The following is a 24,332-nucleotide window of genomic DNA, read 5'->3' on the forward strand; positions in this document are numbered from 1 at the left end:
CCTAAGTCCCGTGCTCTCTCCAAGAGGGGAGAGCACTATAGTAAGGAATATAGCCGTGTCTAAAGAAAAATTTGAACGTACAAAACCGCACGTTAACGTCGGCACCATCGGCCACGTTGACCACGGTAAAACTACCCTGACCGCTGCAATCACCACCGTACTGGCTAAAACCTACGGCGGTGCTGCTCGTGCATTCGACCAGATCGATAACGCACCAGAAGAAAAAGCTCGTGGTATCACCATCAACACTTCCCACGTTGAATATGACACCCCGACTCGCCACTACGCGCACGTAGACTGCCCAGGGCACGCCGACTATGTTAAAAACATGATCACCGGTGCTGCGCAGATGGATGGCGCTATCCTGGTTGTTGCTGCGACTGATGGCCCTATGCCACAGACTCGTGAGCACATCCTGCTGGGTCGTCAGGTAGGCGTTCCGTACATCATCGTGTTCCTGAACAAATGTGACATGGTTGATGACGAAGAGCTGCTGGAACTGGTAGAAATGGAAGTTCGTGAACTTCTGTCTCAGTACGATTTCCCGGGCGACGACACTCCTATCGTTCGTGGTTCCGCGCTGAAAGCGCTGGAAGGCGAAGCTGAGTGGGAAGCAAAAATCATCGAACTGGCTGGCTTCCTGGATTCTTACATCCCAGAACCAGAGCGTGCGATTGACAAGCCGTTCCTGCTGCCAATCGAAGACGTATTCTCCATCTCCGGTCGTGGTACCGTTGTTACCGGTCGTGTAGAGCGCGGTATCATCAAAGTTGGCGAAGAAGTTGAAATCGTTGGTATCAAAGAGACTGCTAAGTCTACCTGTACTGGCGTTGAAATGTTCCGCAAACTGCTGGACGAAGGCCGTGCTGGTGAGAACGTAGGTGTTCTGCTGCGTGGTATCAAACGTGAAGAAATCGAACGTGGTCAGGTACTGGCTAAGCCAGGCTCTATCAAGCCGCACACCAAGTTCGAATCTGAAGTGTACATTCTGTCCAAAGACGAAGGCGGCCGTCATACTCCGTTCTTCAAAGGCTACCGTCCACAGTTCTACTTCCGTACGACTGACGTGACTGGTACCATCGAACTGCCAGAAGGCGTAGAGATGGTAATGCCGGGCGACAACATCAAAATGGTTGTTACCCTGATCCACCCAATCGCGATGGATGACGGTCTGCGTTTCGCAATCCGTGAAGGCGGCCGTACCGTTGGTGCGGGCGTTGTTGCTAAAGTAATGAGCTAATTATTTAATAATTAGTTTTGAGCTTAAAAAGGGCACTTCGGTGCCCTTTTTGCTTTTCTGAATATCCCCTTTGCTATTTTTCGCACGATTTGCTGTCTTATTTCGTGCGCATATTGTATTAGTCTGTTGTAATCATAATTATTCTCATTTACACTTTGTTCAGAAATTGAACGGGAGTGGTTATGTACGTTTGTCTTTGTAATGGCGTTAGCGATAAAAAAATTCGCCAGGCGGTACGCCAATTTCATCCGCAGTCTTTCCAGCAATTAAGGAAATGCATTCCTATTGGAAATCAATGTGGTAAGTGTGTTCGTGCTGCGCGGGAAGTGATGGAAGATGAATTAATGCAAATGCCCGAGTTCAAAGAGATTGCCTGACGGGATTTTCTTTTTTTGACATCCCTGTAGCCCGATCTACGCTTCAATAAGTGGAAGCGGAGGGTCTATATAATGAAAGGTGATGTTAAGATTATAAATTATCTCAATAAATTATTGGGAAACGAGCTTGTCGCAATCAACCAATACTTTCTCCATGCGAGAATGTTCAAAAACTGGGGCCTGATGCGCCTCAATGATATCGAATATCACGAGTCCATCGATGAAATGAAACATGCCGATCGTTATATCGAGCGTATTTTATTTCTTGAAGGTATCCCAAACTTACAGGATCTCGGCAAACTGCATATCGGTGAAGATGTCGAAGAGATACTGCAATCTGATTTGAAGCTGGAACTGGAAGGCGCGAAGGATTTGCGTGAAGCCATTGCTTATGCGGATAGCGTTCATGATTATGTGAGTCGCGATATGCTGATATCGATTCTTGCCGAAGAAGAGCACCACATCGACTGGCTGGAGACCGAACTGGATCTGATTGGGAAAATTGGCCTGCAAAATTATCTGCAATCACAGATCAAAGTCGAAGACTAACAGCTGGCATTGCCGCCGTGATGAACCCCGCTACTCCCAGAAATGGGCCAAATGGTAGCGGGTTTTTTATTTCTACCTTAGAACGTGTGAAGATTGCCTTACTGGTAATAAATGCGCAGGCAAGGGAAGTCGCTATCAGGATGAGTAAGGGGAGTGACTGCCAACCGTGCCATGCGCCCAATGCTGCAAAATACTTCACATCGCCGTAGCCTAACCCTTCCCGATGACGAATAGCCCTATATCCCCAATATAATAATGCCAAAGCTGCGTAGCCACTAATGGCTCCCCATACGGCGTCATTGAGGTGGGTTGGATACAGGCAGAGCTGAAATAACAAACCTATCCAGAGTAATGGGCAAGTAAGGCGGTTAGGTAACAGTCCGCTACGCACGTCATGCCAACTGAGCATAAGATTAAGCAGGGTATAGCAGAGAAAGAAAGGGAAGGCGGTGAGCAGCATATTAGAAAGACCGATTAGAAACGTGTCAGCGTAGTGTGTCTAGAGAGGCGTGGGGCCGCAAAGCCGATTGGCAACATTTGCGAAGCTCCGTCCAGGCTATCGCATCAAATTACAGTTGTAAGCATGCTCTTTGCGCAGAGATTCGCAAGATAGAGTGATTAATTTATAAACGCGGGTTGCTTCATGTGGTAATTTGTGTATAATGCGCGGGCTTGTCTAATATTGACAGCGGTTCGATATGAACCAACGGTACTGCGCAAGCGATACCAGACAATGTTCCCAATTGGGGAACTCTGTAAGAACGGTTACACTCTCCCATCAATCGTAATGGGTTTGAGGAGTAACTATTTCGTCTATAAAATAATTGGAGCTCTGGTCTCATGCAGAACCAAAGAATCCGTATCCGCCTGAAAGCGTTTGATCATCGTCTGATCGATCAATCAACCGCGGAAATCGTCGAGACTGCCAAGCGCACTGGTGCGCAGGTTCGTGGTCCGATCCCGCTGCCGACCCGCAAAGAGCGTTTCACCGTTCTGATCTCCCCGCACGTCAACAAAGACGCGCGTGATCAGTACGAGATCCGTACTCACAAGCGTCTGGTTGACATCGTTGAGCCAACTGAAAAAACCGTTGATGCTCTGATGCGTCTGGACCTGGCTGCCGGTGTAGACGTGCAGATCAGCCTGGGTTAATCAGGTCATCGAGCGATTGAGAGGTTGATACAATGATTGGTTTAGTCGGTAAAAAAGTGGGTATGACCCGCATCTTCACTGAAGATGGCGTATCTATCCCAGTAACCGTTATCGAAGTTGAAGCAAACCGCGTTACTCAGGTTAAAGATCTGGCTAACGATGGCTATCGCGCTGTTCAGGTTACCACCGGTGCTAAAAAAGCTAACCGCGTAACTAAGCCGGAAGCTGGTCACTTTGCTAAAGCTGGCGTAGAAGCTGGCCGCGGCCTGTGGGAGTTCCGTCTGGCAGATGGTGAAGAATACACCGTTGGTCAGAACATTAGCGTTGAACTGTTTGCTGACGTTAAAAAAGTTGACGTAACCGGTACCTCTAAAGGTAAAGGTTTCGCTGGTACCGTTAAGCGCTGGAACTTCCGTACCCAGGACGCTACTCACGGTAACTCCTTGTCTCACCGCGTTCCGGGTTCTATCGGTCAGAACCAGACTCCGGGCAAAGTGTTCAAAGGCAAGAAAATGGCAGGTCAGATGGGTAACGAACGTGTCACTGTTCAGAGCCTTGACGTAGTACGCGTTGACGCTGAGCGCAACCTGCTGCTGGTTAAAGGTGGTGTTCCGGGTGCAACCGGCTGCGACCTGATCGTTAAACCAGCTGTGAAGGCGTAAGGGGATAGCAATGGAATTAGTATTGAAAGACGCGCAGAGCGCGCTGACTGTTTCCGAAACTACCTTCGGTCGTGATTTCAACGAAGCGCTGGTTCACCAGGTTGTTGTAGCTTACGCAGCTGGTGCTCGTCAGGGTACTCGTGCTCAGAAGACTCGTGCTGAAGTAACTGGTTCCGGCAAAAAGCCGTGGCGCCAGAAAGGTACCGGCCGTGCGCGTTCAGGTTCTATCAAGAGCCCGATCTGGCGTTCAGGTGGCGTGACCTTCGCTGCGCGTCCACAGGACCACAGTCAAAAAGTTAACAAAAAGATGTACCGCGGCGCGCTGAAAAGCATTCTGTCCGAACTGGTACGTCAGGATCGTCTGATCGTTGTCGAGAAGTTCTCTGTTGAAGCGCCTAAAACTAAGCTGCTGGCACAGAAACTGAAAGACATGGCTCTGGAAGATGTGCTGATCATCACCGGTGAGCTGGACGAGAACCTGTTCCTGGCTGCGCGCAACCTGCACAAGGTTGACGTACGCGATGCAACTGGTATCGACCCGGTTAGCCTGATCGCCTTCGACAAAGTCGTAATGACTGCTGATGCTGTTAAGCAAGTTGAGGAGATGCTGGCATGATTCGTGAAGAACGTCTGCTGAAGGTGCTGCGCGCACCGCACGTTTCTGAAAAAGCGTCTACTGCGATGGAAAAAACCAACACCATCGTTCTCAAAGTTGCTAAAGACGCGACCAAAGCAGAAATCAAAGCTGCTGTGCAGAAACTGTTTGAAGTCGAAGTCGAAGTCGTTAACACCCTGGTAGTTAAAGGGAAAGTTAAACGTCACGGACAGCGTATCGGTCGTCGTAGCGACTGGAAAAAAGCTTACGTCACCCTGAAGGAAGGCCAGAATCTGGACTTCGTCGGCGGCGCTGAGTAAGTCGGAGGAGTAATACAATGGCAGTTGTTAAATGTAAACCGACATCTCCGGGTCGTCGCCACGTCGTTAAAGTGGTCAACCCAGAGCTGCACAAGGGCAAACCTTTTGCTCCGCTGGTTGAAAAAAACAGCAAATCCGGTGGTCGTAACAACAATGGCCGTATCACCACTCGTCACATCGGTGGTGGTCACAAGCAGGCTTATCGTATTGTTGACTTTAAGCGCAACAAAGACGGTATCCCGGCAGTTGTTGAACGTCTTGAGTACGATCCGAACCGTTCCGCGAACATCGCGCTGGTTCTGTACAAAGATGGCGAACGCCGTTACATCCTGGCCCCTAAAGGCCTGAAAGCTGGCGACCAGATTCAGTCTGGCGTTGATGCTGCAATCAAAGCAGGTAACACCCTGCCGATGCGCAATATCCCGGTTGGTTCTACCGTTCATAACGTAGAAATGAAACCAGGTAAAGGCGGTCAGCTGGCACGTTCCGCTGGTACTTACGTTCAGATCGTTGCTCGCGATGGTGCTTATGTCACCCTGCGTCTGCGTTCTGGTGAAATGCGTAAAGTCGAAGCAGACTGCCGTGCAACTCTGGGCGAAGTTGGCAATGCTGAGCATATGCTGCGCGTTCTGGGTAAAGCAGGTGCTGCACGCTGGCGTGGTGTTCGTCCTACCGTTCGCGGTACTGCGATGAACCCAGTCGATCACCCACATGGTGGTGGTGAAGGTCGTAACTTTGGTAAGCACCCGGTATCCCCGTGGGGCGTTCAGACCAAAGGTAAGAAGACCCGCAGCAACAAGCGTACTGATAAATTCATCGTACGTCGCCGTAGCAAATAATTTTAGAGGATAAGCCATGCCACGTTCTCTCAAGAAAGGTCCTTTTATTGACCTGCACTTGCTGAAGAAGGTAGAGAAAGCGGTGGAAAGCGGAGACAAGAAGCCCCTGCGCACTTGGTCCCGTCGTTCAACGATCTTTCCTAACATGATCGGTTTGACCATCGCTGTCCATAATGGTCGTCAGCACGTTCCGGTATTTGTTTCCGACGAAATGGTCGGTCACAAACTGGGTGAATTCGCACCGACTCGTACTTATCGCGGCCACGCTGCTGATAAAAAAGCGAAGAAGAAATAAGGTAGGAGGAAGAGATGGAAACTTTAGCTCAACATCGCCATGCTCGTTCTTCTGCTCAGAAGGTTCGCCTTGTTGCTGACCTGATTCGCGGTAAGAAAGTGTCGCAGGCCCTGGAAGTATTGACCTACACCAACAAGAAAGCGGCTGTACTGGTCAAGAAAGTTCTGGAATCTGCCATTGCTAACGCTGAACACAACGATGGCGCTGACATCGACGATCTGAAAGTTACGAAAATTTTCGTAGACGAAGGCCCAAGCATGAAGCGCATTATGCCGCGTGCAAAAGGTCGTGCAGATCGCATCCTGAAGCGCACCAGCCACATCACTGTGGTTGTGTCCGATCGCTGAGACTCTGGAGACTAGCAATGGGTCAGAAAGTACATCCTAATGGTATTCGCCTGGGTATTGTAAAACCATGGAACTCAACCTGGTTTGCGAACACCAAAGAATTCGCTGACAACCTGGACAGCGATTTTAAAGTACGTCAGTACCTGACTAAGGAACTGGCTAAAGCGTCTGTATCTCGTATCGTTATCGAGCGTCCGGCTAAGAGCATCCGTGTGACCATTCACACCGCTCGTCCGGGTATCGTTATCGGTAAGAAAGGTGAAGACGTTGAAAAACTGCGCAAGGTCGTAGCGGATATCGCTGGCGTTCCTGCACAGATCAATATCGCCGAAGTTCGTAAGCCTGAACTGGACGCTAAATTGGTTGCTGATAGCATCACTTCACAGCTGGAACGTCGCGTTATGTTCCGTCGTGCTATGAAGCGTGCTGTACAGAACGCAATGCGTCTGGGCGCTAAAGGTATTAAAGTTGAAGTTAGCGGCCGTCTGGGCGGCGCGGAAATCGCACGTACCGAATGGTACCGCGAAGGTCGCGTACCTCTGCACACTCTGCGTGCTGACATCGACTACAACACCTCTGAAGCGCACACCACTTACGGTGTAATCGGCGTTAAGGTATGGATCTTCAAAGGTGAGATCCTGGGTGGTATGGCTGCTGTTGAACAACCGGAACCGGCTGCTCAACCTAAAAAGCAGCAGCGTAAAGGCCGTAAATAAGGAGCGTCGCTGATGTTACAACCAAAGCGTACAAAATTCCGTAAAGTGCACAAAGGCCGTAACCGCGGTCTGGCGCAGGGTACGGATGTTAGCTTCGGCAGCTTCGGCCTGAAAGCTGTTGGCCGTGGTCGTCTGACTGCCCGTCAGATCGAAGCAGCACGTCGTGCAATGACCCGTGCAGTTAAGCGTCAAGGTAAGATCTGGATCCGTGTATTCCCGGACAAACCGATCACCGAGAAACCGCTGGCAGTGCGTATGGGTAAAGGTAAAGGTAACGTGGAGTATTGGGTTGCCTTGATTCAGCCGGGTAAAGTCCTGTATGAAATGGACGGTGTCCCGGAAGAGCTGGCCCGTGAAGCATTCGGCCTCGCTGCAGCGAAACTGCCGATCAAAACCACCTTTGTAACTAAGACGGTGATGTAATGAAAGCAAAAGAGCTGCGTGAAAAAAGCGTTGAAGAGCTAAACGCTGAGCTGCTGAACCTGCTGCGTGAGCAGTTCAACCTGCGCATGCAGGCTGCAAGTGGCCAGCTGCAACAGACTCACCTGCTGAAGCAGGTACGTCGTGATGTTGCACGCGTTAAGACTTTACTGACTCAGAAGGCGGGTGCGTAATGACCGATAAAATCCGTACTCTGCAAGGTCGCGTAGTTAGCGCAAAAATGGAGAAATCCATTGTTGTTGCTATCGAACGTATGGTGAAACACCCGGTATACGGCAAATTCATCAAACGTACGACCAAACTGCACGTACATGACGAGAACAACGAATGCGGTATCGGTGACGTGGTGGAAATCCGCGAATGCCGTCCGCTGTCCAAGACTAAATCCTGGACGCTGGTTCGCGTTGTAGAGAAAGCGGTTCTGTAATACAGTACTCGTTCTCGATACGAATAAACGGCTCAGCGATGGGCCGTTTATTTTTTCTACCCTTATCTTGAGAGTGGTGTTATAATGCCGCGCCCTCGATATGGGGCTTTTTAACGACCTGTTTTTTCGGGTCTCAGTAGTAGTTGACATTAGCGGAGCACTAAAATGATCCAAGAACAGACTATGCTGAACGTCGCCGACAACTCCGGTGCACGTCGCGTAATGTGTATCAAGGTTCTGGGTGGCTCGCACCGTCGCTACGCAGGCGTCGGCGATATCATCAAGATCACCATCAAGGAAGCAATTCCACGTGGTAAGGTCAAAAAAGGTGATGTGCTGAAGGCGGTAGTGGTGCGCACCAAGAAGGGTGTTCGTCGCCCGGACGGTTCTGTCATTCGCTTCGATGGTAATGCATGCGTTATTTTAAACAATAACAGTGAGCAACCTATCGGTACGCGTATTTTTGGGCCGGTAACTCGTGAACTTCGTAACGAGAAGTTCATGAAAATTATCTCTCTGGCACCAGAAGTACTCTAAGGAGCGAATCATGGCAGCGAAAATCCGTCGTGATGACGAAGTTATCGTGTTAACCGGTAAAGATAAAGGTAAACGCGGTAAAGTTAAGAATGTCCTGTCTTCCGGCAAGGTCATTGTTGAAGGTATCAACCTGGTTAAGAAACATCAGAAGCCGGTTCCGGCCCTGAACCAACCAGGCGGCATTGTAGAGAAAGAAGCAGCTATTCAGATCTCTAACCTTGCTATCTTCAACGCGGCAACCGGCAAGGCTGACCGTGTAGGCTTTAGATTCGAAGACGGCAAAAAAGTCCGTTTCTTCAAGTCTAATAGCGAAACTATCAAGTAATTTGGAGTAGTACGATGGCGAAACTGCATGATTACTACAAAGACGAAGTAGTCGCTAAACTCATGTCTGAGTTTAACTACAATTCTGTCATGCAAGTCCCTCGGGTCGAGAAGATCACCCTGAACATGGGTGTTGGTGAAGCGATCGCTGACAAGAAACTGCTGGATAACGCAGCAGCCGATCTGACAGCAATCTCCGGTCAAAAACCGCTGATCACCAAAGCACGCAAATCTGTTGCAGGCTTCAAAATCCGTCAGGGCTATCCGATCGGCTGTAAAGTAACTCTGCGTGGCGAACGCATGTGGGAGTTCTTTGAGCGCCTGATCACTATTGCTGTTCCACGTATCCGTGACTTCCGTGGCTTGTCCGCTAAGTCTTTCGACGGTCGTGGTAACTACAGCATGGGTGTCCGTGAGCAGATCATCTTCCCAGAAATCGACTACGATAAAGTCGACCGCGTGCGTGGTTTGGATATTACCATTACCACTACTGCGAAATCTGACGAAGAAGGCCGTGCTCTGCTGGCTGCCTTTGACTTCCCGTTCCGCAAGTAAGGTAGGGTTACTGAATGGCTAAGCAATCAATGAAAGCACGCGAAGTAAAGCGCGTAGCTTTAGCTGATAAATTCTTCGCTAAACGCGCTGAACTGAAAGCTATCATCTCTGATGTGAACGCGACCGACGAAGATCGTTGGAACGCAGTTCTGAAGCTGCAGTCTCTGCCGCGTGATTCCAGCCCGTCTCGTCAGCGTAATCGCTGCCGTCAAACTGGTCGTCCGCACGCTTTCCTGCGGAAGTTCGGGTTGAGCCGTATTAAGGTCCGTGAAGCCGCTATGCGCGGTGAAATCCCGGGTCTGAAAAAGGCTAGCTGGTAATTGTCACCAATTGAATCACGGGAGTAAAGACAGATGAGCATGCAAGATCCGATCGCGGATATGCTGACCCGTATCCGTAACGGTCAGGCCGCGAATAAAGCTGCGGTCACCATGCCTTCCTCCAAGCTGAAAGTGGCAATTGCCAACGTGCTGAAGGAAGAAGGTTTTATTGAAGATTTTAAAGTTGAAGGCGACACCAAGCCGGAACTGGAAGTAACTCTTAAGTACTTCCAGGGTAAAGCTGTTGTAGAAAGCATTCAGCGTGTCAGCCGCCCAGGTCTGCGCATCTATAAGAAAAAAGATGAGCTGCCAAAAGTTATGGCCGGCATGGGTATCGCAGTTATTTCTACCTCTAAAGGTGTTATGACTGATCGTGCAGCGCGCCAAGCTGGTCTTGGTGGCGAAATTATCTGCTACGTAGCCTAATCGGAGGAAAAAATGTCTCGTGTTGCTAAAGCACCGGTCGTTGTTCCTGCCGGCGTTGATGTAAAAATCAACGGTCAGGTTATTACGATCAAAGGTAAAAACGGCGAGCTGACTCGTACTCTCAACGATGCTGTTGAAGTTAAACATGCAGATAATGCTCTGACCTTCGGTCCGCGTGATGGTTACGCAGACGGTTGGGCTCAGGCTGGTACCGCGCGTGCCCTGCTGAACTCAATGGTTATCGGTGTTACCGAAGGCTTCACTAAGAAGCTGCAGCTGGTTGGTGTAGGTTATCGTGCAGCGGTTAAAGGGAATGTAGTAAACCTGTCTTTAGGTTTCTCTCACCCAGTTGACCATCAGCTGCCTGCAGGTATTACTGCTGAATGTCCGACTCAGACTGAAATCGTGCTGAAAGGCGCTGATAAGCAGGTGATCGGCCAGGTTGCAGCGGATCTGCGCGCCTACCGTCGTCCTGAGCCTTACAAAGGCAAGGGTGTTCGTTACGCCGACGAAGTCGTGCGTACCAAAGAGGCTAAGAAGAAGTAAGGTAACACTATGGATAAGAAATCTGCTCGTATCCGTCGTGCGACCCGCGCACGCCGCAAGCTCCAGGAGCTGGGCGCAACTCGCCTGGTGGTACATCGTACCCCGCGTCATATTTACGCACAGGTAATTGCACCGAACGGTTCCGAAGTTCTGGTAGCTGCTTCTACTGTAGAAAAAGCTATCGCTGAACAACTGAAGTACACCGGTAACAAAGACGCCGCAGCAGCTGTGGGTAAAGCTGTCGCTGAACGCGCTCTGGAAAAAGGCATCAAAGATGTGTCCTTTGACCGTTCCGGGTTCCAATATCATGGTCGTGTCCAGGCACTGGCAGATGCTGCCCGTGAAGCTGGCCTTCAGTTCTAAGGTAGAGGTGTAAGATGGCTCACATCGAAAAACAAGCTGGCGAACTGCAGGAAAAGCTGATCGCGGTAAACCGCGTATCTAAAACCGTTAAAGGTGGTCGTATTTTCTCCTTCACAGCTCTGACTGTAGTAGGCGATGGTAACGGTCGCGTTGGTTTTGGTTACGGTAAAGCGCGTGAAGTTCCAGCAGCGATCCAGAAAGCGATGGAAAAAGCCCGTCGCAATATGATTAACGTCGCGCTGAATACTGGCACCCTGCAGCACCCTGTTAAGGGTACTCACACGGGTTCTCGTGTATTCATGCAGCCGGCTTCCGAAGGTACCGGTATTATCGCCGGTGGTGCAATGCGCGCCGTTCTGGAAGTCGCTGGGGTTCGTAACGTTCTGGCTAAAGCATATGGTTCCACCAACCCGATTAACGTGGTTCGTGCAACTATTGATGGCCTGGAAAATATGAAATCCCCAGAAATGGTCGCTGCCAAGCGTGGTAAATCCGTTGAAGAAATTCTGGGGAAATAAACCATGGCAAAGACTATTAAAATTACTCAAACCCGCAGTGCAATCGGTCGTCTGCCGAAACACAAGGCAACGCTGCTTGGCCTGGGTCTGCGTCGTATTGGCCACACCGTAGAGCGCGAGGATACTCCTGCTGTACGTGGTATGGTCAACGCGGTTTACTTCATGGTTAAAGTTGAGGAGTAAGAGATGCGTTTAAATACTCTGTCTCCGGCCGAAGGTTCAAAACAGGCGGGTAAACGTCTGGGTCGTGGTATCGGTTCTGGCCTCGGTAAAACCGGCGGTCGTGGTCACAAAGGTCAGAAGTCTCGTTCTGGCGGTGGCGTACGTCGTGGTTTCGAGGGTGGTCAGATGCCTCTGTACCGTCGTCTGCCGAAATTCGGCTTCACTTCTCGCAAAGCAGCGATCACAGCGGAAATCCGTCTGTCTGACCTGGCGAAAGTGGAAGGCGGTATTGTTGACCTGAGCACGCTGAAAGCAGCTAACATTATCGGTGTCCAGATCGAGTTCGCGAAAGTGATCCTGGCTGGCGAAGTTTCTACTCCGGTAACTGTTCGTGGTCTGCGCGTGACTAAAGGCGCTCGTGCTGCTATCGAAGCTGCTGGCGGTAAAATCGAGGAATAAGTAGCAGATGGCTAAACAACCGGGATTAGATTTTCAAAGTGCCAAAGGTGGCTTAGGCGAGCTGAAACGCAGACTGTTGTTTGTAATCGGTGCGCTTATTGTGTTCCGTATTGGCTCTTTTATTCCGATCCCTGGTATTGATGCCGCTGTACTTGCCAAACTGCTTGAGCAACAGCGAGGCACCATCATTGAAATGTTCAACATGTTCTCTGGTGGTGCTCTCAGCCGTGCTTCAATCTTTGCCCTGGGTATAATGCCGTATATTTCGGCATCGATTATTATCCAGCTGCTGACGGTGGTTCACCCAACGCTGGCGGAAATCAAGAAAGAAGGGGAGTCTGGCCGTCGTAAGATTAGCCAGTACACCCGTTACGGCACTCTGGTGCTGGCGATATTCCAGTCGATCGGTATTGCTACCGGTTTACCGAATATGCCTGGTATGCAGGGCCTGGTAATTAATCCAGGCTTTGCATTCTATTTCACCGCTGTTGTGAGTCTGGTTACAGGGACAATGTTCCTGATGTGGCTCGGCGAACAGATTACTGAACGCGGTATCGGTAACGGTATCTCAATCATTATCTTCGCTGGTATCGTTGCGGGACTCCCGCCAGCCATTGCCCATACTATCGAGCAAGCGCGTCAAGGCGACCTGCACTTCCTCCTGTTGCTGTTGGTTGCAGTATTAGTGTTTGCAGTGACGTTCTTTGTTGTATTCGTTGAGCGTGGTCAACGCCGCATTGTGGTAAACTACGCTAAACGTCAGCAAGGTCGTCGTGTCTATGCTGCACAGAGCACACATTTACCGCTGAAAGTGAATATGGCAGGGGTAATCCCGGCAATCTTCGCTTCCAGTATTATTCTGTTCCCGGCGACCATCGCGTCATGGTTCGGGGGCGGTACCGGTTGGAACTGGCTGACAACAATTTCGCTGTATTTGCAGCCTGGGCAACCGCTTTATGTGTTACTCTATGCGTCTGCAATCATCTTCTTCTGTTTCTTCTACACGGCGTTGGTTTTCAACCCGCGTGAAACAGCAGATAACCTGAAGAAGTCCGGTGCATTTGTACCAGGAATTCGTCCGGGAGAGCAAACGGCGAAGTATATCGATAAAGTAATGACTCGCCTGACTCTTGTTGGTGCATTGTATATTACTTTTATCTGCCTGATCCCGGAGTTCATGCGTGATGCAATGAAAGTACCGTTCTACTTCGGTGGGACATCGTTACTGATCGTTGTTGTCGTGATTATGGACTTTATGGCTCAAGTGCAAACTCTGATGATGTCAAGTCAGTACGAGTCTGCATTGAAGAAGGCGAACCTGAAAGGCTATAGCCGCTAAAAGGTCGCTCGAGAAGTTACGGAGAGTAAAAATGAAAGTTCGTGCTTCCGTCAAGAAATTATGCCGTAACTGCAAAATCGTTAAGCGTGATGGTGTCATCCGTGTGATTTGCAGTGCCGAGCCGAAGCATAAACAGCGCCAAGGCTGATTTTTTCGCATATTTTTCTTGCAAAGTTGGGTTGAGCTGGCTAGATTAGCCAGCCAATCTTTTGTATGTCTGTGCGTTTCCATTTGAGTATCCTGAAAACGGGCTTTTCAGCATGGTGCGTACATATTAAATAGTAGGAGTGCATAGTGGCCCGTATAGCAGGCATTAACATTCCTGATCAGAAACATGCTGTGATCGCGTTAACCTCGATCTACGGCGTCGGTAAGACCCGTTCTAAGGCCATTCTGGCTGCAGCGGGTATCGCTGAAAATGTTAAGATCAGTGAGCTGTCTGAAGGACAAATCGACACGCTGCGTGACGAAGTTGCCAAATTTGTCGTTGAAGGTGATCTGCGCCGTGAAGTTAGCATGAGCATCAAGCGTCTTATGGATCTTGGTTGCTATCGCGGTTTGCGTCATCGTCGTGGTCTGCCAGTGCGCGGTCAGCGTACTAAGACCAACGCACGTACCCGTAAGGGTCCGCGCAAACCGATCAAGAAATAATCGGGGTGATTGAATAATGGCAAAGGCACCAATTCGTGCACGTAAACGTGTAAGAAAACAAGTCTCTGACGGCGTGGCTCATATCCATGCTTCTTTTAACAACACCATCGTGACTATTACCGATCGTCAGGGTAATGCGCTGGGTTGGGCAACAGCCGGTGGTTCCGGTTTCCGTGGTTCTCGCAAATCCACTCCGTTCGCAGCTCAGGTTGCAGCAGAGCGTTGCGCTGATTCCGTAAAAGAATACGGTATCAAGAATCTGGAAGTTATGGTTAAAGGTCCGGGTCCAGGCCGCGAATCTACTATTCGTGCTCTGAACGCCGCTGGTTTCCGCATCACTAATATTACTGATGTGACTCCGATCCCTCATAACGGTTGTCGTCCGCCGAAAAAACGTCGCGTATAACGCTACGTTTTCCAGGTTTGTTGGAGAAAGAAAATGGCAAGATATTTGGGTCCTAAGCTCAAGCTGAGCCGTCGTGAGGGCACCGACTTATTCCTTAAGTCTGGCGTTCGCGCGATCGATACCAAGTGTAAAATTGAACAAGCTCCTGGCCAGCACGGTGCGCGTAAACCGCGTCTGTCTGACTATGGTGTGCAGTTGCGTGAAAAGCAGAAAGTTCGTCGTATCTACGGCGTGCTGGAGCGTCAGTTCCGTAACTATTACAAAGAAGCAGCACGTCTGAAAGGCAACACTGGTGAAAACCTGTTGGCTCTGCTGGAAGGTCGTCTGGACAACGTAGTATACCGTATGGGCTTTGGCGCTACTCGTGCAGAAGCACGTCAGCTGGTTAGCCATAAAGCAATCATGGTAAACGGTCGTGTTGTTAACATCGCTTCTTATCAGGTTAAAGCGAATGACGTTGTTAGCATCCGTGAGAAAGCGAAAAAGCAATCTCGCGTTAAAGCCGCTCTGGAGCTGGCTGAACAGCGTGAAAAGCCAACCTGGCTGGAAGTTGATGCTGGCAAGATGGAAGGCACGTTCAAGCGTCAGCCTGAGCGTTCTGATCTGTCTGCGGACATTAACGAACACCTGATCGTCGAGCTTTACTCCAAGTAAAGCTTAGTACCAAAGAGAGGACACAATGCAGGGTTCTGTGACAGAGTTTCTAAAACCGCGCCTGGTAGATATCGAGCAAGTGAGTTCGACGCACGCCAAGGTGACCCTTGAGCCTTTAGAGCGTGGCTTTGGCCATACTCTGGGTAACGCACTGCGCCGTATTCTGCTCTCATCGATGCCGGGTTGCGCGGTGACCGAGGTTGAGATTGATGGTGTACTTCATGAGTACAGCACCAAAGAAGGCGTTCAGGAAGATATCCTTGAAATCCTGCTCAACCTGAAAGGGCTGGCGGTGAGAGTTCAGGGTAAAGATGAAGTTATTCTTACCTTGAATAAATCTGGCATTGGCCCTGTGACCGCAGCCGATATCACCCATGACGGGGATGTCGAAATCGTCAAGCCGCAGCACGTGATCTGCCACCTGACCGATGAGAATGCATCTATTAGTATGCGTATCAAAGTTCAGCGCGGTCGCGGTTATGTGCCGGCTTCTTCCCGAATTCATTCGGAAGAAGATGAGCGCCCGATCGGCCGTCTGTTGGTCGACGCCTGCTACAGCCCTGTAGAGCGTATTGCCTACAATGTTGAAGCAGCGCGTGTAGAACAGCGTACCGACCTGGACAAGCTGGTCATCGAAATGGAAACCAATGGCACAATCGATCCTGAAGAGGCGATTCGTCGTGCGGCAACCATTCTGGCTGAACAACTGGAAGCTTTTGTTGACTTACGTGATGTACGTCAGCCGGAAGTTAAAGAAGAGAAACCAGAATTCGATCCGATCCTGCTGCGCCCTGTTGACGATCTGGAATTGACTGTCCGCTCTGCTAACTGCCTTAAGGCAGAAGCTATCCACTATATCGGTGATCTGGTACAGCGTACCGAAGTTGAGCTTCTTAAGACGCCTAACTTGGGTAAAAAATCTCTTACCGAGATTAAAGACGTGCTGGCTTCCCGCGGACTGTCTCTGGGCATGCGCCTGGAAAACTGGCCGCCAGCAAGCATTGCTGACGAGTAACCGGATCACAGGTTAAGGTTTTACTGAGAAGGATAAGGTCATGCGCCATCGTAAGAGTGGTCGTCAACTGAACCGCAACAGCAGCCATCGCCAGGCTATGTTCCGCAACATGGCAGGTTCACTGGTTCGTCATGAAATCATCAAGACGACCCTGCCTAAAGCGAAAGAACTGCGTCGCGTAGTTGAGCCGCTGATTACTCTTGCCAAGACTGATAGCGTAGCTAATCGTCGTCTGGCATTCGCCCGCACTCGTGATAACGAGATCGTGGCAAAACTGTTTAACGAGCTGGGCCCGCGTTTCGCGAGCCGCGCCGGTGGTTACACTCGCATTCTGAAGTGTGGCTTCCGTGCAGGCGACAACGCGCCGATGGCATACATCGAGCTGGTTGATCGTGCTGAGCCGAAAGCAGAAGCAGCTGCAGAGTAATTTGCAGTAAAATAAAAAAACCCGCTTCGGCGGGTTTTTTTATATCCCCTCTTCCCCCATTTTTCTACAATAGCTGTACTCTTTTTGCTCATTTCTGGAGTTATCTCATGTGGCTATTGGACCAATGGGCTGAGCACCATATTAAAGATGCTCAGCGTAACGGCGAGTTTGATAATCTTGCTGGTGAGGGCAAACCGATTATTCTCGATGATGATTCGGCTGTGCCAGAAGAATTACGTTCAGGTTATCGTTTGCTGAAAAATGCGGGCTGTTTACCTCCTGAGCTAGAACAGCGGAAAGAGGCCGTGGCATTGCTCGACTTGTTAAAAGGCATTCGGGAAGACGATGAACGGCATAAGGAAATGAGTAAGCGGTTAGTATTGATAGAGCTTAAGCTCAGACAGGCAGGGTTAAGTACCGATTTTCTTCGTGGTGAGTATGCAGAAAAACTGTTCAACAACTTGAATGAGGAATAATTATGTACCGTATTGGTGAGTTGGCAAAGCTGGCAGGCGTTACGCCCGATACTATTCGCTATTACGAAAAGCAGCAGATGATGGATCATGAAGTTCGGACAGAAGGTGGATTTAGACTGTATACCGCAAATGACCTTCAGCGTCTGAAGTTTATACGTTATGCCAGACAGCTTGGTTTTACGCTGGAAGCGATCCGCGAATTATTGTCGATCCGCGTCGATCCAGAACATCATACCTGCCAGGAATCAAAGAGTATTGTTCAGGCTCGCCTAAGTGAAGTGGAGTCCAGAATCGAAGAACTGCAATCGATGCAGCGCTCGTTGAAGAAACTCAATGATGCATGTTGTGGTACTGCCCACAGTAGCGTGTATTGCTCCATACTTGAAACCCTGGAGCAGGGGGCTGATACCCATCCTAAAGGCTGTTGAAATTATCGTTGTTCGGATCTACACTCGCGCCGAATACGCCATCCATGAGGAGAAAATGATGAGCCGCTATCAACATACCAAAGGCCAGATAAACGATAATGCTATTGAGGCACTGCTACATGACCCACTGTTCAAGCAGCGAGTAGAGAAAAATAAGAAAGGGAAAGGAAGTTATCTGCGTAAGGCAAAATATGAAAAAAGAGGTAACTGGGAGGCCAGTGGCAAACAAGCAAATTGCTTTTTTACCACTGGCTTTCTACTTTTAGCGGCCTGATTAAGAACGGTTGTTTTGTTCTTTCAGCAGGTCACGAATTTCTGACAGCAGCACTTCTTCTTTGCTTGGGGCTGGAGGTGCAGCAGCCGGTTCTTCTTGTTTACGGTTCAGCTTGTTCATTAGCTTAATAGCCATAAAGATAGCGAACGCCACGATAATAAAATCAAAAATATTCTGAATGAAAACGCCGTAGTGCATGACGACTGCCGGGATGTCTCCCTGCGCATCACGTAGTGTGACTGCAAACTGTTTGAAATCAATCCCGCCAATTAACAGCCCTAGCGGTGGCATGATGATATCCGCCACTAACGACGATACAATCTTGCCAAACGCCGCACCAATAATGACACCCACTGCCAAATCGACAACATTTCCCCGCATCGCGAATTCGCGAAACTCTTTAATAATGCTCATTTTATTCTCCCTTGTGCTAGCTGACGTTTATAAGTTTAACAAATGTTTATCTAATTTCCATTGGTGATAATAAATATGGACGTATTTATTACCCCTTAATAAATAAAGGGTTAATAGAAAAAGGCGCTCTGTTGAGCGCCTTGGGGGGAATTAAAGGAAGAAAGGACTTGGTTGGAACAGACGTTCTACATCAGAAATATATTTTTTATCTGTGAGGAACATAATCACGTGATCGCCTTGCTCAATGCGTAAATTGTCATTGGCAATCATGACGTCATTTCCACGTACAACCGCGCCAATGATTGTGCCTGGCGGCAGCTTGATTTCATCTATAACCCGACCAACGACTCGTGAAGTGCTTTCGTCACCGTGTGCAACCGCTTCAATCGCTTCGGCAACCCCACGGCGTAAAGAGGACACGCCGACAATATCGGCTTTACGTACATGGCTTAATAATGCCGAGATTGTCGCTTGTTGTGGGGAGATCGCAATATCGATAACACTGCCCTGTACCAGATCGACATAGGCCCGACGTTGAATCAGCACCATAACTTTTTTGGCGCCCATCCGCTTGGCGAGCATTGCTGACATAATATTGGCTTCGTCATCGTTAGTGACGGCAATAAACAGATCAACCTGATCAATATGCTCTTCTGCCAGCAGTTCTTGATCCGATGCATCACCAAAGAACACTATGGTGTTTTGAAGTTTCTCCGCTAGCTCTGCCGCACGTTGCTGATTACGTTCAATCAGCTTCACGCTGTAATCTTTTTCTAACTGACGTGCTAGCCCTGCGCCGATATTCCCACCGCCAACCAGCATGATGCGTTTATAGGGTTTTTCCAGGCGCTGGAGTTCACTCATTACCGCACGGATATGCTGCGATGCGGCAATAAAGAAGACTTCATCACCAGCCTCCACAATGGTGGAACCTTGCGGGCGAATTGGCCTGTCGTGGCGGAAAATGGCGGCGACGCGGGTGTCAATGTGTGGCATATGCTCGCGCATAGTCGAAAGCGCATTCCCGACTAGCGGACCACCATAGTAGGCTTTCACCACCGCCAGGCTGACTTTTCCTTCAGCAAAGTTCACCACCTGCAATGCACCTGGATACTCAATCAGGCGGTAGATGTTATCGATAACTAATTGCTCGGGGGCGATCAGATGGTCAATCGGCACAGCATCGCTGTGGAAAAGTTTATCGGCGTCGCGGACATAATCTGGCGAGCGGATGCGCGCAATACGGTTTGGCGTATTGAATAATGAGTAGGCCACCTGGCAGGCGACCATGTTGGTTTCATCTGAACTGGTCACGGCGACCAGCATGTCGGCATCATCGGCACCCGCCTCACGCAGTACACGGGGATGGGAAGCGTGGCCCTGAACAACACGCAGGTCGAACTTATCCTGTAGACCGCGCAGGCGCTCGCCGTTGGTATCGACAATTGTGATGTCGTTATTTTCCCCGACCAGGTTTTCTGCCAGCGTACCGCCGACTTGCCCGGCGCCCAGAATGATAATTTTCATCAGTTGCGACCCGTTATCTCATCACTTTTTGATTAGCTTAGCGTAGAAGAAGCCATCGCCTTCTTCCGCACCTGGTAAATTCTGCTGACCTGGTTGTTCCGGCGTTCCCGTTTCACTGAGCACAGCATCTGGAGTGCGCTGCAAGAATGCTGCGATTTGCTGTTGGTTCTCTTCCGGCAGAATGGAACAGGTAGCATATACCAGCGTGCCACCAGGTTTGAGGTGTGACCAAGTTGCGTCAAGAATTTCAGCCTGCAATTGCGCCAGTTCGGCAATATCCCGATCGCGGCGTAACCATTTGATATCCGGATGGCGGCGAATGACCCCAGTCGCGGAGCATGGCGCATCCAACAGAATGCGATCGAACTGCTGCTCGCCGCACCACTGCTGTGGATATCGACCATCACCCTGTTTTACAGTTGCTTTCATGCCCAAGCGCTTGAGGTTGTCGTAGACCCGTGACAAACGCTTGTCATCCACATCCACGGCCATCACGTCTGCATTCGGCGCCACTTCAAGAATGTGCGTGGTCTTTCCGCCTGGAGCGGCGCACAGGTCGAGTATTTGTTCACCATTTTGTGGTTGTAGGTAGCTCATACAACCTTGCGCGGATGCATCCTGTACAGTCACCCAGCCCTGCTCGAAACCAGGTAAAGCCTGAACGGAGGCGGGCGTTTCCAGACGCACGGCATCGGGGTAATCGGAATGTGGGAAGCCGGTAAGGCCAGCTTCAGCAAGCAGCTCCAGCCAGGCATCACGAGAGTGGTGATTACGGTTAACGCGCAGCCACATTGGAGGACGTTGGTTATTTGCATCAAGGATGGCTTCCCACTGTTGTGGATAGGCATTCTTGATGCGTTTCACTAGCCAGGATGGGTGCATGAACCGCAGTTCGCTTTGTGTAAACTCAGTTAACAGTTCTTCCTGGCGGCGCTGGAATTGGCGCAGCACACCATTAATCAGGCCTTTAAGCTGCGGACGCTTGATAACGACTGCGCCTTCAACGGTTTCGGCCAATGCGGCATGTGGTGGAATACGGGTATACAGCAGTTGGTAAAAGCCAACCATAATCAGATAGTGAACCGTGCGTTGCTTGCCCGTCATCGGGCGTTCCATCAGTTGTTTAATCATCCATTCCAACTGGGAGAGGGTGCGCAGCACCCCGAAGCATAGCTCTTGCAGCAGGGCTTTATCTTTATCGGACACTTTCTGCTGCATAGCAGGCAGCACATTGCTTAACGACTGCCCCTTTTCAACGACCTGCTCGACGGCTTGAGCCGCCATACTGCGTAAATTAAGATGTTTTTTCATAACCGCAAAAATAAAAATGCCCGGAGACTCCGGGCTTGAAAAAGTATGGACCGTCAGAGAAGACGGTTTCCGGGCTCGAACCACTCCCGGCGTGAGTTCAGTAAGTCTTGTGCGCTCATGGCTTTCTTACCCGCAGGCTGCAAAGACACAAGATTCAGAATACCGTCACCTGTTGCTACCTGAATTCCCTGGCGGGTAGCTTCGAGAATAGTTCCTGGTTCCGCACTCGTAGGCTTATCGATAACCGTTGCCTGCCAGATTTTGACTGGCTGCTCGTCAATTACGATGTAGCTCATCGGCCACGGGTTAAACGCGCGGATACAGCGTTCTAACTGCGTGGCGCTGAGCGTCCAGTCTATCCGAGCTTCTTCTTTGCTCAGTTTTTCCGCATAGCTTACCAGCGTCTCATCTTGAACTTCAGGTTGAGCCGTGCCGGTAGCCAGAAGGTGCAGCGTATGCAGTAAGCCTTGTGGGCCTAATTCAGCAAGTTTATTGTACAGGCTAGCACTGGTGTCTTCGGCGGTAATCGGGCAAGCGAGTTTGTGCAGCATATCTCCGGTATCAAGGCCAACGTCCATCTGCATGATGGTCACACCGGTTTCTGTGTCGCCAGCCCACAGTGAGCGTTGAATTGGTGCCGCGCCGCGCCAGCGAGGAAGCAGAGAACCATGGACGTTGATGCAACCGAGTCTTGGCATCGCCAGTACTGCTTTTGGCAAAATCAGTCCATAAGCGACAACCACCATGACATCGGCCTGTAAGTCAGCAACCAGCTGTTGATTTTCTGCTGGGCGCAGAGACGCAGGCTGGAAAACAGGTATCCCTTTTTCTTCTGCCAACATTTTTACTGGGCTTGGCATCAGCTTCTTACCGCGGCCTGCCGGGCGGTCGGGTTGGGTGAATACGCCAACAACCTGATGCTCAGACGACAACAGCGCGTCGAGATGACGCGCTGCAAAATCAGGGGTGCCCGCAAAAATAATACGTAGTGAATCTGACACGTTAATCCTTATCCTTAGGCACGCGCGTTCAGGCGATCCAGTTTTTCAACTTTCTGACGAATACGTTGCTGTTTTAACGGAGAAAGATAATCGATAAACAGCTTGCCGACTAAGTGATCCATCTCATGCTGAATACAGATAGCCAATAGGCCATCAGCTTCAAGCTCAAACGGTTTACCGTTGCGGTCAATTGCGCGGATCTTCACACGCTCGGCACGGGGCACTAACGCCCGCTGCTCAGGAATAGACAGGCAACCTTCTTCAATCCCAGTATCACCATCTTTTTCCAACAGCTCAGGGTTGATCAGTACCAGTTGTTCGTCACGATTCTCAGAGACATCAATAACGATAATGCGCTGATGGATATCCACCTGCGTTGCTGCCAGACCAATACCTTCTTCGGCGTACATCGTTTCGAACATATCATCCACGATACGCTGAATTTCTGCATTCACTTCTTCAACCGGTTTAGCGACTTTGCGAAGACGCTCGTCCGGAATGTGTAACACTTGCAAAACTGCCATAAATCTCCAGAGTTCTGTTCAGGAGTTGGAAAGATTATTACCTCTATTCTAGACAAAACCCCCTCCAATTGACAGCATCAGTGACCAATCGCAAGGATTGCTGATGCCGTATGTGGCAGGGGAGAAAACGATGTCACCCGAAGAAATCGCCTTCCGCCTGATGAAGGTGAATGATTTACATGGCGATGGCATGTTGTCCGTGCTGCGTCAGTTATCTCAGGTTGCGGAAGTTAACCGCCAGGCGCTGCATACGCTGCGTTTCAGTACTAAGCAGAGTGAGCGTTTTTTTTCCTTAACGCCGGCTGAGATGGGAGCCGCTAACCAGTGGCTTTCAGCTCAGGATAATCATCTTCTGTTCGCTGACTCTCCGTGGTATCCCGAGTCGCTGCGCGCCATCAGTGATTACCCAGCAGTGCTTTGTGTGCGTGGCAATGTACAGCTACTGAATACGCCACAGCTTGCCGTTGTAGGGAGTCGTCAACATTCACTCTACGGTGAGCGTTGGGGAGGCTATTTTTGTGAGTCGTTGGCAGCACAGGGTGTCACCATTACCAGTGGGTTGGCGCTGGGAATCGATGGCATTGCTCATCGCAGCGCATTACGAGCGGGGGGCGGGACAATTGCTATCCTCGGCAGTGGCCTGAACCATATTTATCCGCATCGCCATCGCGCATTGGCTGAAAATATTGTTGAGAACGGCGGTGCGTTGGTTTCAGAATTTTCTCTGGCAGCAACACCCGTGGCTTATCATTTCCCACGGCGAAATCGCATTATCAGCGGGTTGAGTCGTGGCGTTCTGGTGGTAGAAGCGGCTATACGCAGCGGGTCTTTGGTTACGGCGCGTTGTGCGCTGGAGCAAGGGCGGGATGTTTTTGCTATTCCTGGCCCGTTGGGGCATCCGGGGATGGAAGGGCCTCATTGGCTCATTAAGCAAGGCGCAATTATGGTCACCGAACCCGAGGATATCCTGGCGTATTTCTCTGACATAAACAGGCCATTGCCCGATAACGCTGAAATGACAAATTATTGTGCAGATAAGGAATCAGTAGCATTGCCATTTCCTGAGCTCCTGGCTAACGTAGGAGATGAGGTAACACCTGTTGACGTCGTCGCTGGACGTGCCGGCCAACCTGTGCCAGTAACCGTGGCTCAGCTACTTGAACTGGAGTTAGCAGGGTGGATCGCAGCTGTACCCGGCGGCTATGTCCGATTAAGGAGGGCAGGCCATGTTCGACGTACTAATGTATTTGTTTGAGACCTACATCCATAACGAAACGGAAATGCGCGTCGATCAGGACAAACTGACTCGGGATTTAACCGATGCAGGATTCGAACGTGAAGACATTTTCAACGCACTGATGTGGCTTGAAAAGCTCGCCGACTATCAGGAAGGCCTCGTAGAACCGATGCAGCTTGCGTCTGACCCTCTCTCTGTGCGCATTTTCACAGAGGAAGAGAGCCAACGACTGGATGCCAGTTGCCGGGGGTTCCTGTTATTCCTTGAGCAGATTCAGGTGCTGAACCTCGAAACGCGGGAAATGGTGATTGAACGCGTGATGGCTTTGGATACCGCAGAGTTTGAGCTGGAAGAGTTGAAATGGGTCATCCTGATGGTGCTTTTCAATCTTCCGGGCTGTGAAAACGCCTATCAACAAATGGAAGAATTACTCTTCGAGACGAATGAAGGTATGCTGCATTAATTATTTATGTGGCGG

General features: G+C 50.1%; 42 protein-coding genes. 36 read left to right on the plus strand and 6 right to left on the minus strand.

The window, feature by feature from the left end; all coding sequences use genetic code 11:
- Nucleotides 1-55: 55 nt before the first annotated feature.
- The 3 genes from tuf to bfr all read left to right on the plus strand — a co-directional run bounded on the left by tuf (nt 56) and on the right by bfr (nt 2,166).
- The gene (gene tuf, locus AC6I4B_RS02055; RefSeq protein WP_003031109.1) at nt 56-1,240 is read left to right on the plus strand and encodes an elongation factor Tu; all 1,185 of its coding nucleotides are present in this window, start codon (nt 56-58) and stop codon (nt 1,238-1,240) included.
- Between the two features lie 182 nt (nt 1,241-1,422).
- The gene (gene bfd, locus AC6I4B_RS02060; protein ID WP_035894970.1) at nt 1,423-1,617 is read left to right on the plus strand and encodes a bacterioferritin-associated ferredoxin; all 195 of its coding nucleotides are present in this window, start codon (nt 1,423-1,425) and stop codon (nt 1,615-1,617) included.
- Between the two features lie 72 nt (nt 1,618-1,689).
- Nucleotides 1,690-2,166 (plus strand): bacterioferritin, encoded by a 477-nt coding sequence (gene bfr / locus AC6I4B_RS02065; protein ID WP_497769213.1) that lies wholly within the window; start codon nt 1,690-1,692, stop codon nt 2,164-2,166.
- Here bfr and AC6I4B_RS02070 read toward each other — a convergent pair.
- Nucleotides 2,150-2,623 (minus strand): prepilin peptidase, encoded by a 474-nt coding sequence (locus AC6I4B_RS02070; RefSeq protein WP_497772318.1) that lies wholly within the window; start codon nt 2,621-2,623, stop codon nt 2,150-2,152. The genes bfr and AC6I4B_RS02070 overlap by 17 nt on opposite strands.
- A gap of 383 nt (nt 2,624-3,006) precedes the next feature.
- Between AC6I4B_RS02070 and rpsJ the strand changes: the two genes are divergently transcribed.
- The 31 genes from rpsJ (at nt 3,007) to AC6I4B_RS02225 (ending at nt 17,840) form a co-directional block, all read left to right on the plus strand.
- The gene (gene rpsJ, locus AC6I4B_RS02075; protein ID WP_001181005.1) at nt 3,007-3,318 is read left to right on the plus strand and encodes a 30S ribosomal protein S10; all 312 of its coding nucleotides are present in this window, start codon (nt 3,007-3,009) and stop codon (nt 3,316-3,318) included.
- 32 nt (nt 3,319-3,350) lie between these two features.
- Nucleotides 3,351-3,980, plus strand: a complete 630-nt coding sequence (gene rplC, locus AC6I4B_RS02080; protein WP_332696875.1) for a 50S ribosomal protein L3 — start codon at nt 3,351-3,353, stop codon at nt 3,978-3,980.
- Between the two features lie 10 nt (nt 3,981-3,990).
- Nucleotides 3,991-4,596 carry a 50S ribosomal protein L4 gene (rplD, locus tag AC6I4B_RS02085; protein ID WP_000424395.1) on the plus strand — a complete coding sequence of 202 codons (606 nt, stop codon included), beginning with the start codon at nt 3,991-3,993 and terminating at the stop codon, nt 4,594-4,596.
- Nucleotides 4,593-4,895 carry a 50S ribosomal protein L23 gene (gene rplW, locus AC6I4B_RS02090; RefSeq protein ID WP_000617546.1) on the plus strand — a complete coding sequence of 101 codons (303 nt, stop codon included), beginning with the start codon at nt 4,593-4,595 and terminating at the stop codon, nt 4,893-4,895. Before rplD ends, rplW begins: the two co-directional genes overlap by 4 nt.
- Before the next feature lie 17 nt (nt 4,896-4,912).
- On the plus strand, nt 4,913-5,734 hold the full coding sequence (gene rplB, locus AC6I4B_RS02095) for a 50S ribosomal protein L2 (protein ID WP_049033778.1): 822 nt from the start codon (nt 4,913-4,915) through the stop codon (nt 5,732-5,734).
- Between the two features lie 16 nt (nt 5,735-5,750).
- The gene (gene rpsS, locus AC6I4B_RS02100; RefSeq protein WP_001138115.1) at nt 5,751-6,029 is read left to right on the plus strand and encodes a 30S ribosomal protein S19; all 279 of its coding nucleotides are present in this window, start codon (nt 5,751-5,753) and stop codon (nt 6,027-6,029) included.
- 14 nt (nt 6,030-6,043) lie between these two features.
- Complete coding sequence (gene rplV / locus AC6I4B_RS02105) at nt 6,044-6,376, plus strand: 50S ribosomal protein L22 (RefSeq protein ID WP_497769215.1); 333 nt, start codon at nt 6,044-6,046, stop codon at nt 6,374-6,376.
- Between the two features lie 17 nt (nt 6,377-6,393).
- The gene (gene rpsC / locus AC6I4B_RS02110) at nt 6,394-7,092 is read left to right on the plus strand and encodes a 30S ribosomal protein S3 (protein WP_006817277.1); all 699 of its coding nucleotides are present in this window, start codon (nt 6,394-6,396) and stop codon (nt 7,090-7,092) included.
- 12 nt (nt 7,093-7,104) lie between these two features.
- Entirely contained in the window at nt 7,105-7,515 is a 411-nt protein-coding gene (rplP, locus tag AC6I4B_RS02115; protein WP_035894979.1) for a 50S ribosomal protein L16, read from the plus strand.
- Nucleotides 7,515-7,706 (plus strand): 50S ribosomal protein L29, encoded by a 192-nt coding sequence (rpmC, locus tag AC6I4B_RS02120; RefSeq protein ID WP_002919754.1) that lies wholly within the window; start codon nt 7,515-7,517, stop codon nt 7,704-7,706. The genes rplP and rpmC overlap by 1 nt, the downstream gene beginning before the upstream one ends.
- The gene (gene rpsQ, locus AC6I4B_RS02125) at nt 7,706-7,960 is read left to right on the plus strand and encodes a 30S ribosomal protein S17 (protein WP_497769217.1); all 255 of its coding nucleotides are present in this window, start codon (nt 7,706-7,708) and stop codon (nt 7,958-7,960) included. Before rpmC ends, rpsQ begins: the two co-directional genes overlap by 1 nt.
- A gap of 165 nt (nt 7,961-8,125) precedes the next feature.
- Nucleotides 8,126-8,497 (plus strand): 50S ribosomal protein L14, encoded by a 372-nt coding sequence (gene rplN, locus AC6I4B_RS02130; protein ID WP_000613954.1) that lies wholly within the window; start codon nt 8,126-8,128, stop codon nt 8,495-8,497.
- A 10-nt stretch (nt 8,498-8,507) separates the two neighbouring features.
- Complete coding sequence (gene rplX / locus AC6I4B_RS02135) at nt 8,508-8,822, plus strand: 50S ribosomal protein L24 (protein ID WP_003031122.1); 315 nt, start codon at nt 8,508-8,510, stop codon at nt 8,820-8,822.
- Nucleotides 8,823-8,836: 14 nt separating this feature from the next.
- Nucleotides 8,837-9,376 carry a 50S ribosomal protein L5 gene (gene rplE, locus AC6I4B_RS02140; protein ID WP_064541635.1) on the plus strand — a complete coding sequence of 180 codons (540 nt, stop codon included), beginning with the start codon at nt 8,837-8,839 and terminating at the stop codon, nt 9,374-9,376.
- A 14-nt stretch (nt 9,377-9,390) separates the two neighbouring features.
- Nucleotides 9,391-9,696 (plus strand): 30S ribosomal protein S14, encoded by a 306-nt coding sequence (gene rpsN, locus AC6I4B_RS02145; protein ID WP_497769219.1) that lies wholly within the window; start codon nt 9,391-9,393, stop codon nt 9,694-9,696.
- A 33-nt stretch (nt 9,697-9,729) separates the two neighbouring features.
- Nucleotides 9,730-10,122, plus strand: coding sequence for a 30S ribosomal protein S8 (rpsH, locus tag AC6I4B_RS02150; protein WP_497769220.1), 393 nt, complete (start codon nt 9,730-9,732; stop codon nt 10,120-10,122).
- 12 nt (nt 10,123-10,134) lie between these two features.
- Complete coding sequence (rplF, locus tag AC6I4B_RS02155; protein WP_000091939.1) at nt 10,135-10,668, plus strand: 50S ribosomal protein L6; 534 nt, start codon at nt 10,135-10,137, stop codon at nt 10,666-10,668.
- A 9-nt stretch (nt 10,669-10,677) separates the two neighbouring features.
- The gene (gene rplR, locus AC6I4B_RS02160) at nt 10,678-11,031 is read left to right on the plus strand and encodes a 50S ribosomal protein L18 (RefSeq protein ID WP_000358960.1); all 354 of its coding nucleotides are present in this window, start codon (nt 10,678-10,680) and stop codon (nt 11,029-11,031) included.
- 14 nt (nt 11,032-11,045) lie between these two features.
- The gene (gene rpsE, locus AC6I4B_RS02165; RefSeq protein ID WP_015962744.1) at nt 11,046-11,549 is read left to right on the plus strand and encodes a 30S ribosomal protein S5; all 504 of its coding nucleotides are present in this window, start codon (nt 11,046-11,048) and stop codon (nt 11,547-11,549) included.
- Nucleotides 11,550-11,552: 3 nt separating this feature from the next.
- On the plus strand, nt 11,553-11,732 hold the full coding sequence (gene rpmD / locus AC6I4B_RS02170; protein WP_003863301.1) for a 50S ribosomal protein L30: 180 nt from the start codon (nt 11,553-11,555) through the stop codon (nt 11,730-11,732).
- Nucleotides 11,733-11,735: 3 nt separating this feature from the next.
- On the plus strand, nt 11,736-12,170 hold the full coding sequence (gene rplO / locus AC6I4B_RS02175; RefSeq protein WP_497769227.1) for a 50S ribosomal protein L15: 435 nt from the start codon (nt 11,736-11,738) through the stop codon (nt 12,168-12,170).
- 7 nt (nt 12,171-12,177) lie between these two features.
- Nucleotides 12,178-13,509 carry a preprotein translocase subunit SecY gene (secY, locus tag AC6I4B_RS02180; protein ID WP_035894987.1) on the plus strand — a complete coding sequence of 444 codons (1,332 nt, stop codon included), beginning with the start codon at nt 12,178-12,180 and terminating at the stop codon, nt 13,507-13,509.
- Nucleotides 13,510-13,540: 31 nt separating this feature from the next.
- Entirely contained in the window at nt 13,541-13,657 is a 117-nt protein-coding gene (rpmJ, locus tag AC6I4B_RS02185) for a 50S ribosomal protein L36 (protein ID WP_000868187.1), read from the plus strand.
- A 146-nt stretch (nt 13,658-13,803) separates the two neighbouring features.
- A complete protein-coding gene (rpsM, locus tag AC6I4B_RS02190; protein WP_052284892.1) occupies nt 13,804-14,160 on the plus strand; it encodes a 30S ribosomal protein S13 in 357 nt (118 codons plus the stop codon).
- A gap of 16 nt (nt 14,161-14,176) precedes the next feature.
- A complete protein-coding gene (gene rpsK / locus AC6I4B_RS02195; RefSeq protein WP_025491959.1) occupies nt 14,177-14,566 on the plus strand; it encodes a 30S ribosomal protein S11 in 390 nt (129 codons plus the stop codon).
- 33 nt (nt 14,567-14,599) lie between these two features.
- A complete protein-coding gene (gene rpsD, locus AC6I4B_RS02200; protein WP_038158499.1) occupies nt 14,600-15,220 on the plus strand; it encodes a 30S ribosomal protein S4 in 621 nt (206 codons plus the stop codon).
- Between the two features lie 25 nt (nt 15,221-15,245).
- Nucleotides 15,246-16,235 (plus strand): DNA-directed RNA polymerase subunit alpha, encoded by a 990-nt coding sequence (locus AC6I4B_RS02205; RefSeq protein WP_001162092.1) that lies wholly within the window; start codon nt 15,246-15,248, stop codon nt 16,233-16,235.
- Between the two features lie 40 nt (nt 16,236-16,275).
- The gene (gene rplQ, locus AC6I4B_RS02210; RefSeq protein ID WP_002919206.1) at nt 16,276-16,662 is read left to right on the plus strand and encodes a 50S ribosomal protein L17; all 387 of its coding nucleotides are present in this window, start codon (nt 16,276-16,278) and stop codon (nt 16,660-16,662) included.
- A gap of 107 nt (nt 16,663-16,769) precedes the next feature.
- Entirely contained in the window at nt 16,770-17,138 is a 369-nt protein-coding gene (locus tag AC6I4B_RS02215; protein ID WP_497769229.1) for a DnaJ family domain-containing protein, read from the plus strand.
- A 2-nt stretch (nt 17,139-17,140) separates the two neighbouring features.
- Nucleotides 17,141-17,566 carry a Zn(2+)-responsive transcriptional regulator gene (zntR, locus tag AC6I4B_RS02220; RefSeq protein WP_497769230.1) on the plus strand — a complete coding sequence of 142 codons (426 nt, stop codon included), beginning with the start codon at nt 17,141-17,143 and terminating at the stop codon, nt 17,564-17,566.
- A 58-nt stretch (nt 17,567-17,624) separates the two neighbouring features.
- Nucleotides 17,625-17,840 (plus strand): alternative ribosome-rescue factor A, encoded by a 216-nt coding sequence (locus AC6I4B_RS02225; RefSeq protein ID WP_497772320.1) that lies wholly within the window; start codon nt 17,625-17,627, stop codon nt 17,838-17,840.
- Here the strand turns inward: AC6I4B_RS02225 and mscL are convergent, their stop codons facing one another.
- The 5 genes from mscL to def all read right to left on the minus strand — a co-directional run bounded on the left by mscL (nt 17,841) and on the right by def (nt 22,617).
- Nucleotides 17,841-18,254 carry a large-conductance mechanosensitive channel protein MscL gene (gene mscL, locus AC6I4B_RS02230; protein ID WP_497769232.1) on the minus strand — a complete coding sequence of 138 codons (414 nt, stop codon included), beginning with the start codon at nt 18,252-18,254 and terminating at the stop codon, nt 17,841-17,843. It abuts the gene before it with no gap.
- 150 nt (nt 18,255-18,404) lie between these two features.
- Nucleotides 18,405-19,781: a Trk system potassium transporter TrkA gene (trkA, locus tag AC6I4B_RS02235; RefSeq protein ID WP_497769233.1), complete on the minus strand. Its 1,377-nt coding sequence runs from the start codon at nt 19,779-19,781 to the stop codon at nt 18,405-18,407.
- Nucleotides 19,782-19,802: 21 nt separating this feature from the next.
- Nucleotides 19,803-21,092: a 16S rRNA (cytosine(967)-C(5))-methyltransferase RsmB gene (gene rsmB / locus AC6I4B_RS02240; protein ID WP_497769235.1), complete on the minus strand. Its 1,290-nt coding sequence runs from the start codon at nt 21,090-21,092 to the stop codon at nt 19,803-19,805.
- 53 nt (nt 21,093-21,145) lie between these two features.
- Nucleotides 21,146-22,093 (minus strand): methionyl-tRNA formyltransferase, encoded by a 948-nt coding sequence (fmt, locus tag AC6I4B_RS02245; protein ID WP_497769236.1) that lies wholly within the window; start codon nt 22,091-22,093, stop codon nt 21,146-21,148.
- Nucleotides 22,094-22,107: 14 nt separating this feature from the next.
- On the minus strand, nt 22,108-22,617 hold the full coding sequence (gene def / locus AC6I4B_RS02250; RefSeq protein ID WP_497769237.1) for a peptide deformylase: 510 nt from the start codon (nt 22,615-22,617) through the stop codon (nt 22,108-22,110).
- A gap of 130 nt (nt 22,618-22,747) precedes the next feature.
- On the opposite strand from def, the gene dprA reads away from it, so the two are divergent.
- Nucleotides 22,748-23,872, plus strand: coding sequence for a DNA-protecting protein DprA (gene dprA, locus AC6I4B_RS02255; RefSeq protein ID WP_497769239.1), 1,125 nt, complete (start codon nt 22,748-22,750; stop codon nt 23,870-23,872).
- Nucleotides 23,844-24,317 (plus strand): DUF494 family protein Smg, encoded by a 474-nt coding sequence (smg, locus tag AC6I4B_RS02260; protein ID WP_497769240.1) that lies wholly within the window; start codon nt 23,844-23,846, stop codon nt 24,315-24,317. The genes dprA and smg overlap by 29 nt, the downstream gene beginning before the upstream one ends.
- The last annotated feature ends 15 nt before the right edge of the window (nt 24,318-24,332 follow it).

Source organism: Kluyvera fluvialis, assembly GCF_059725275.1.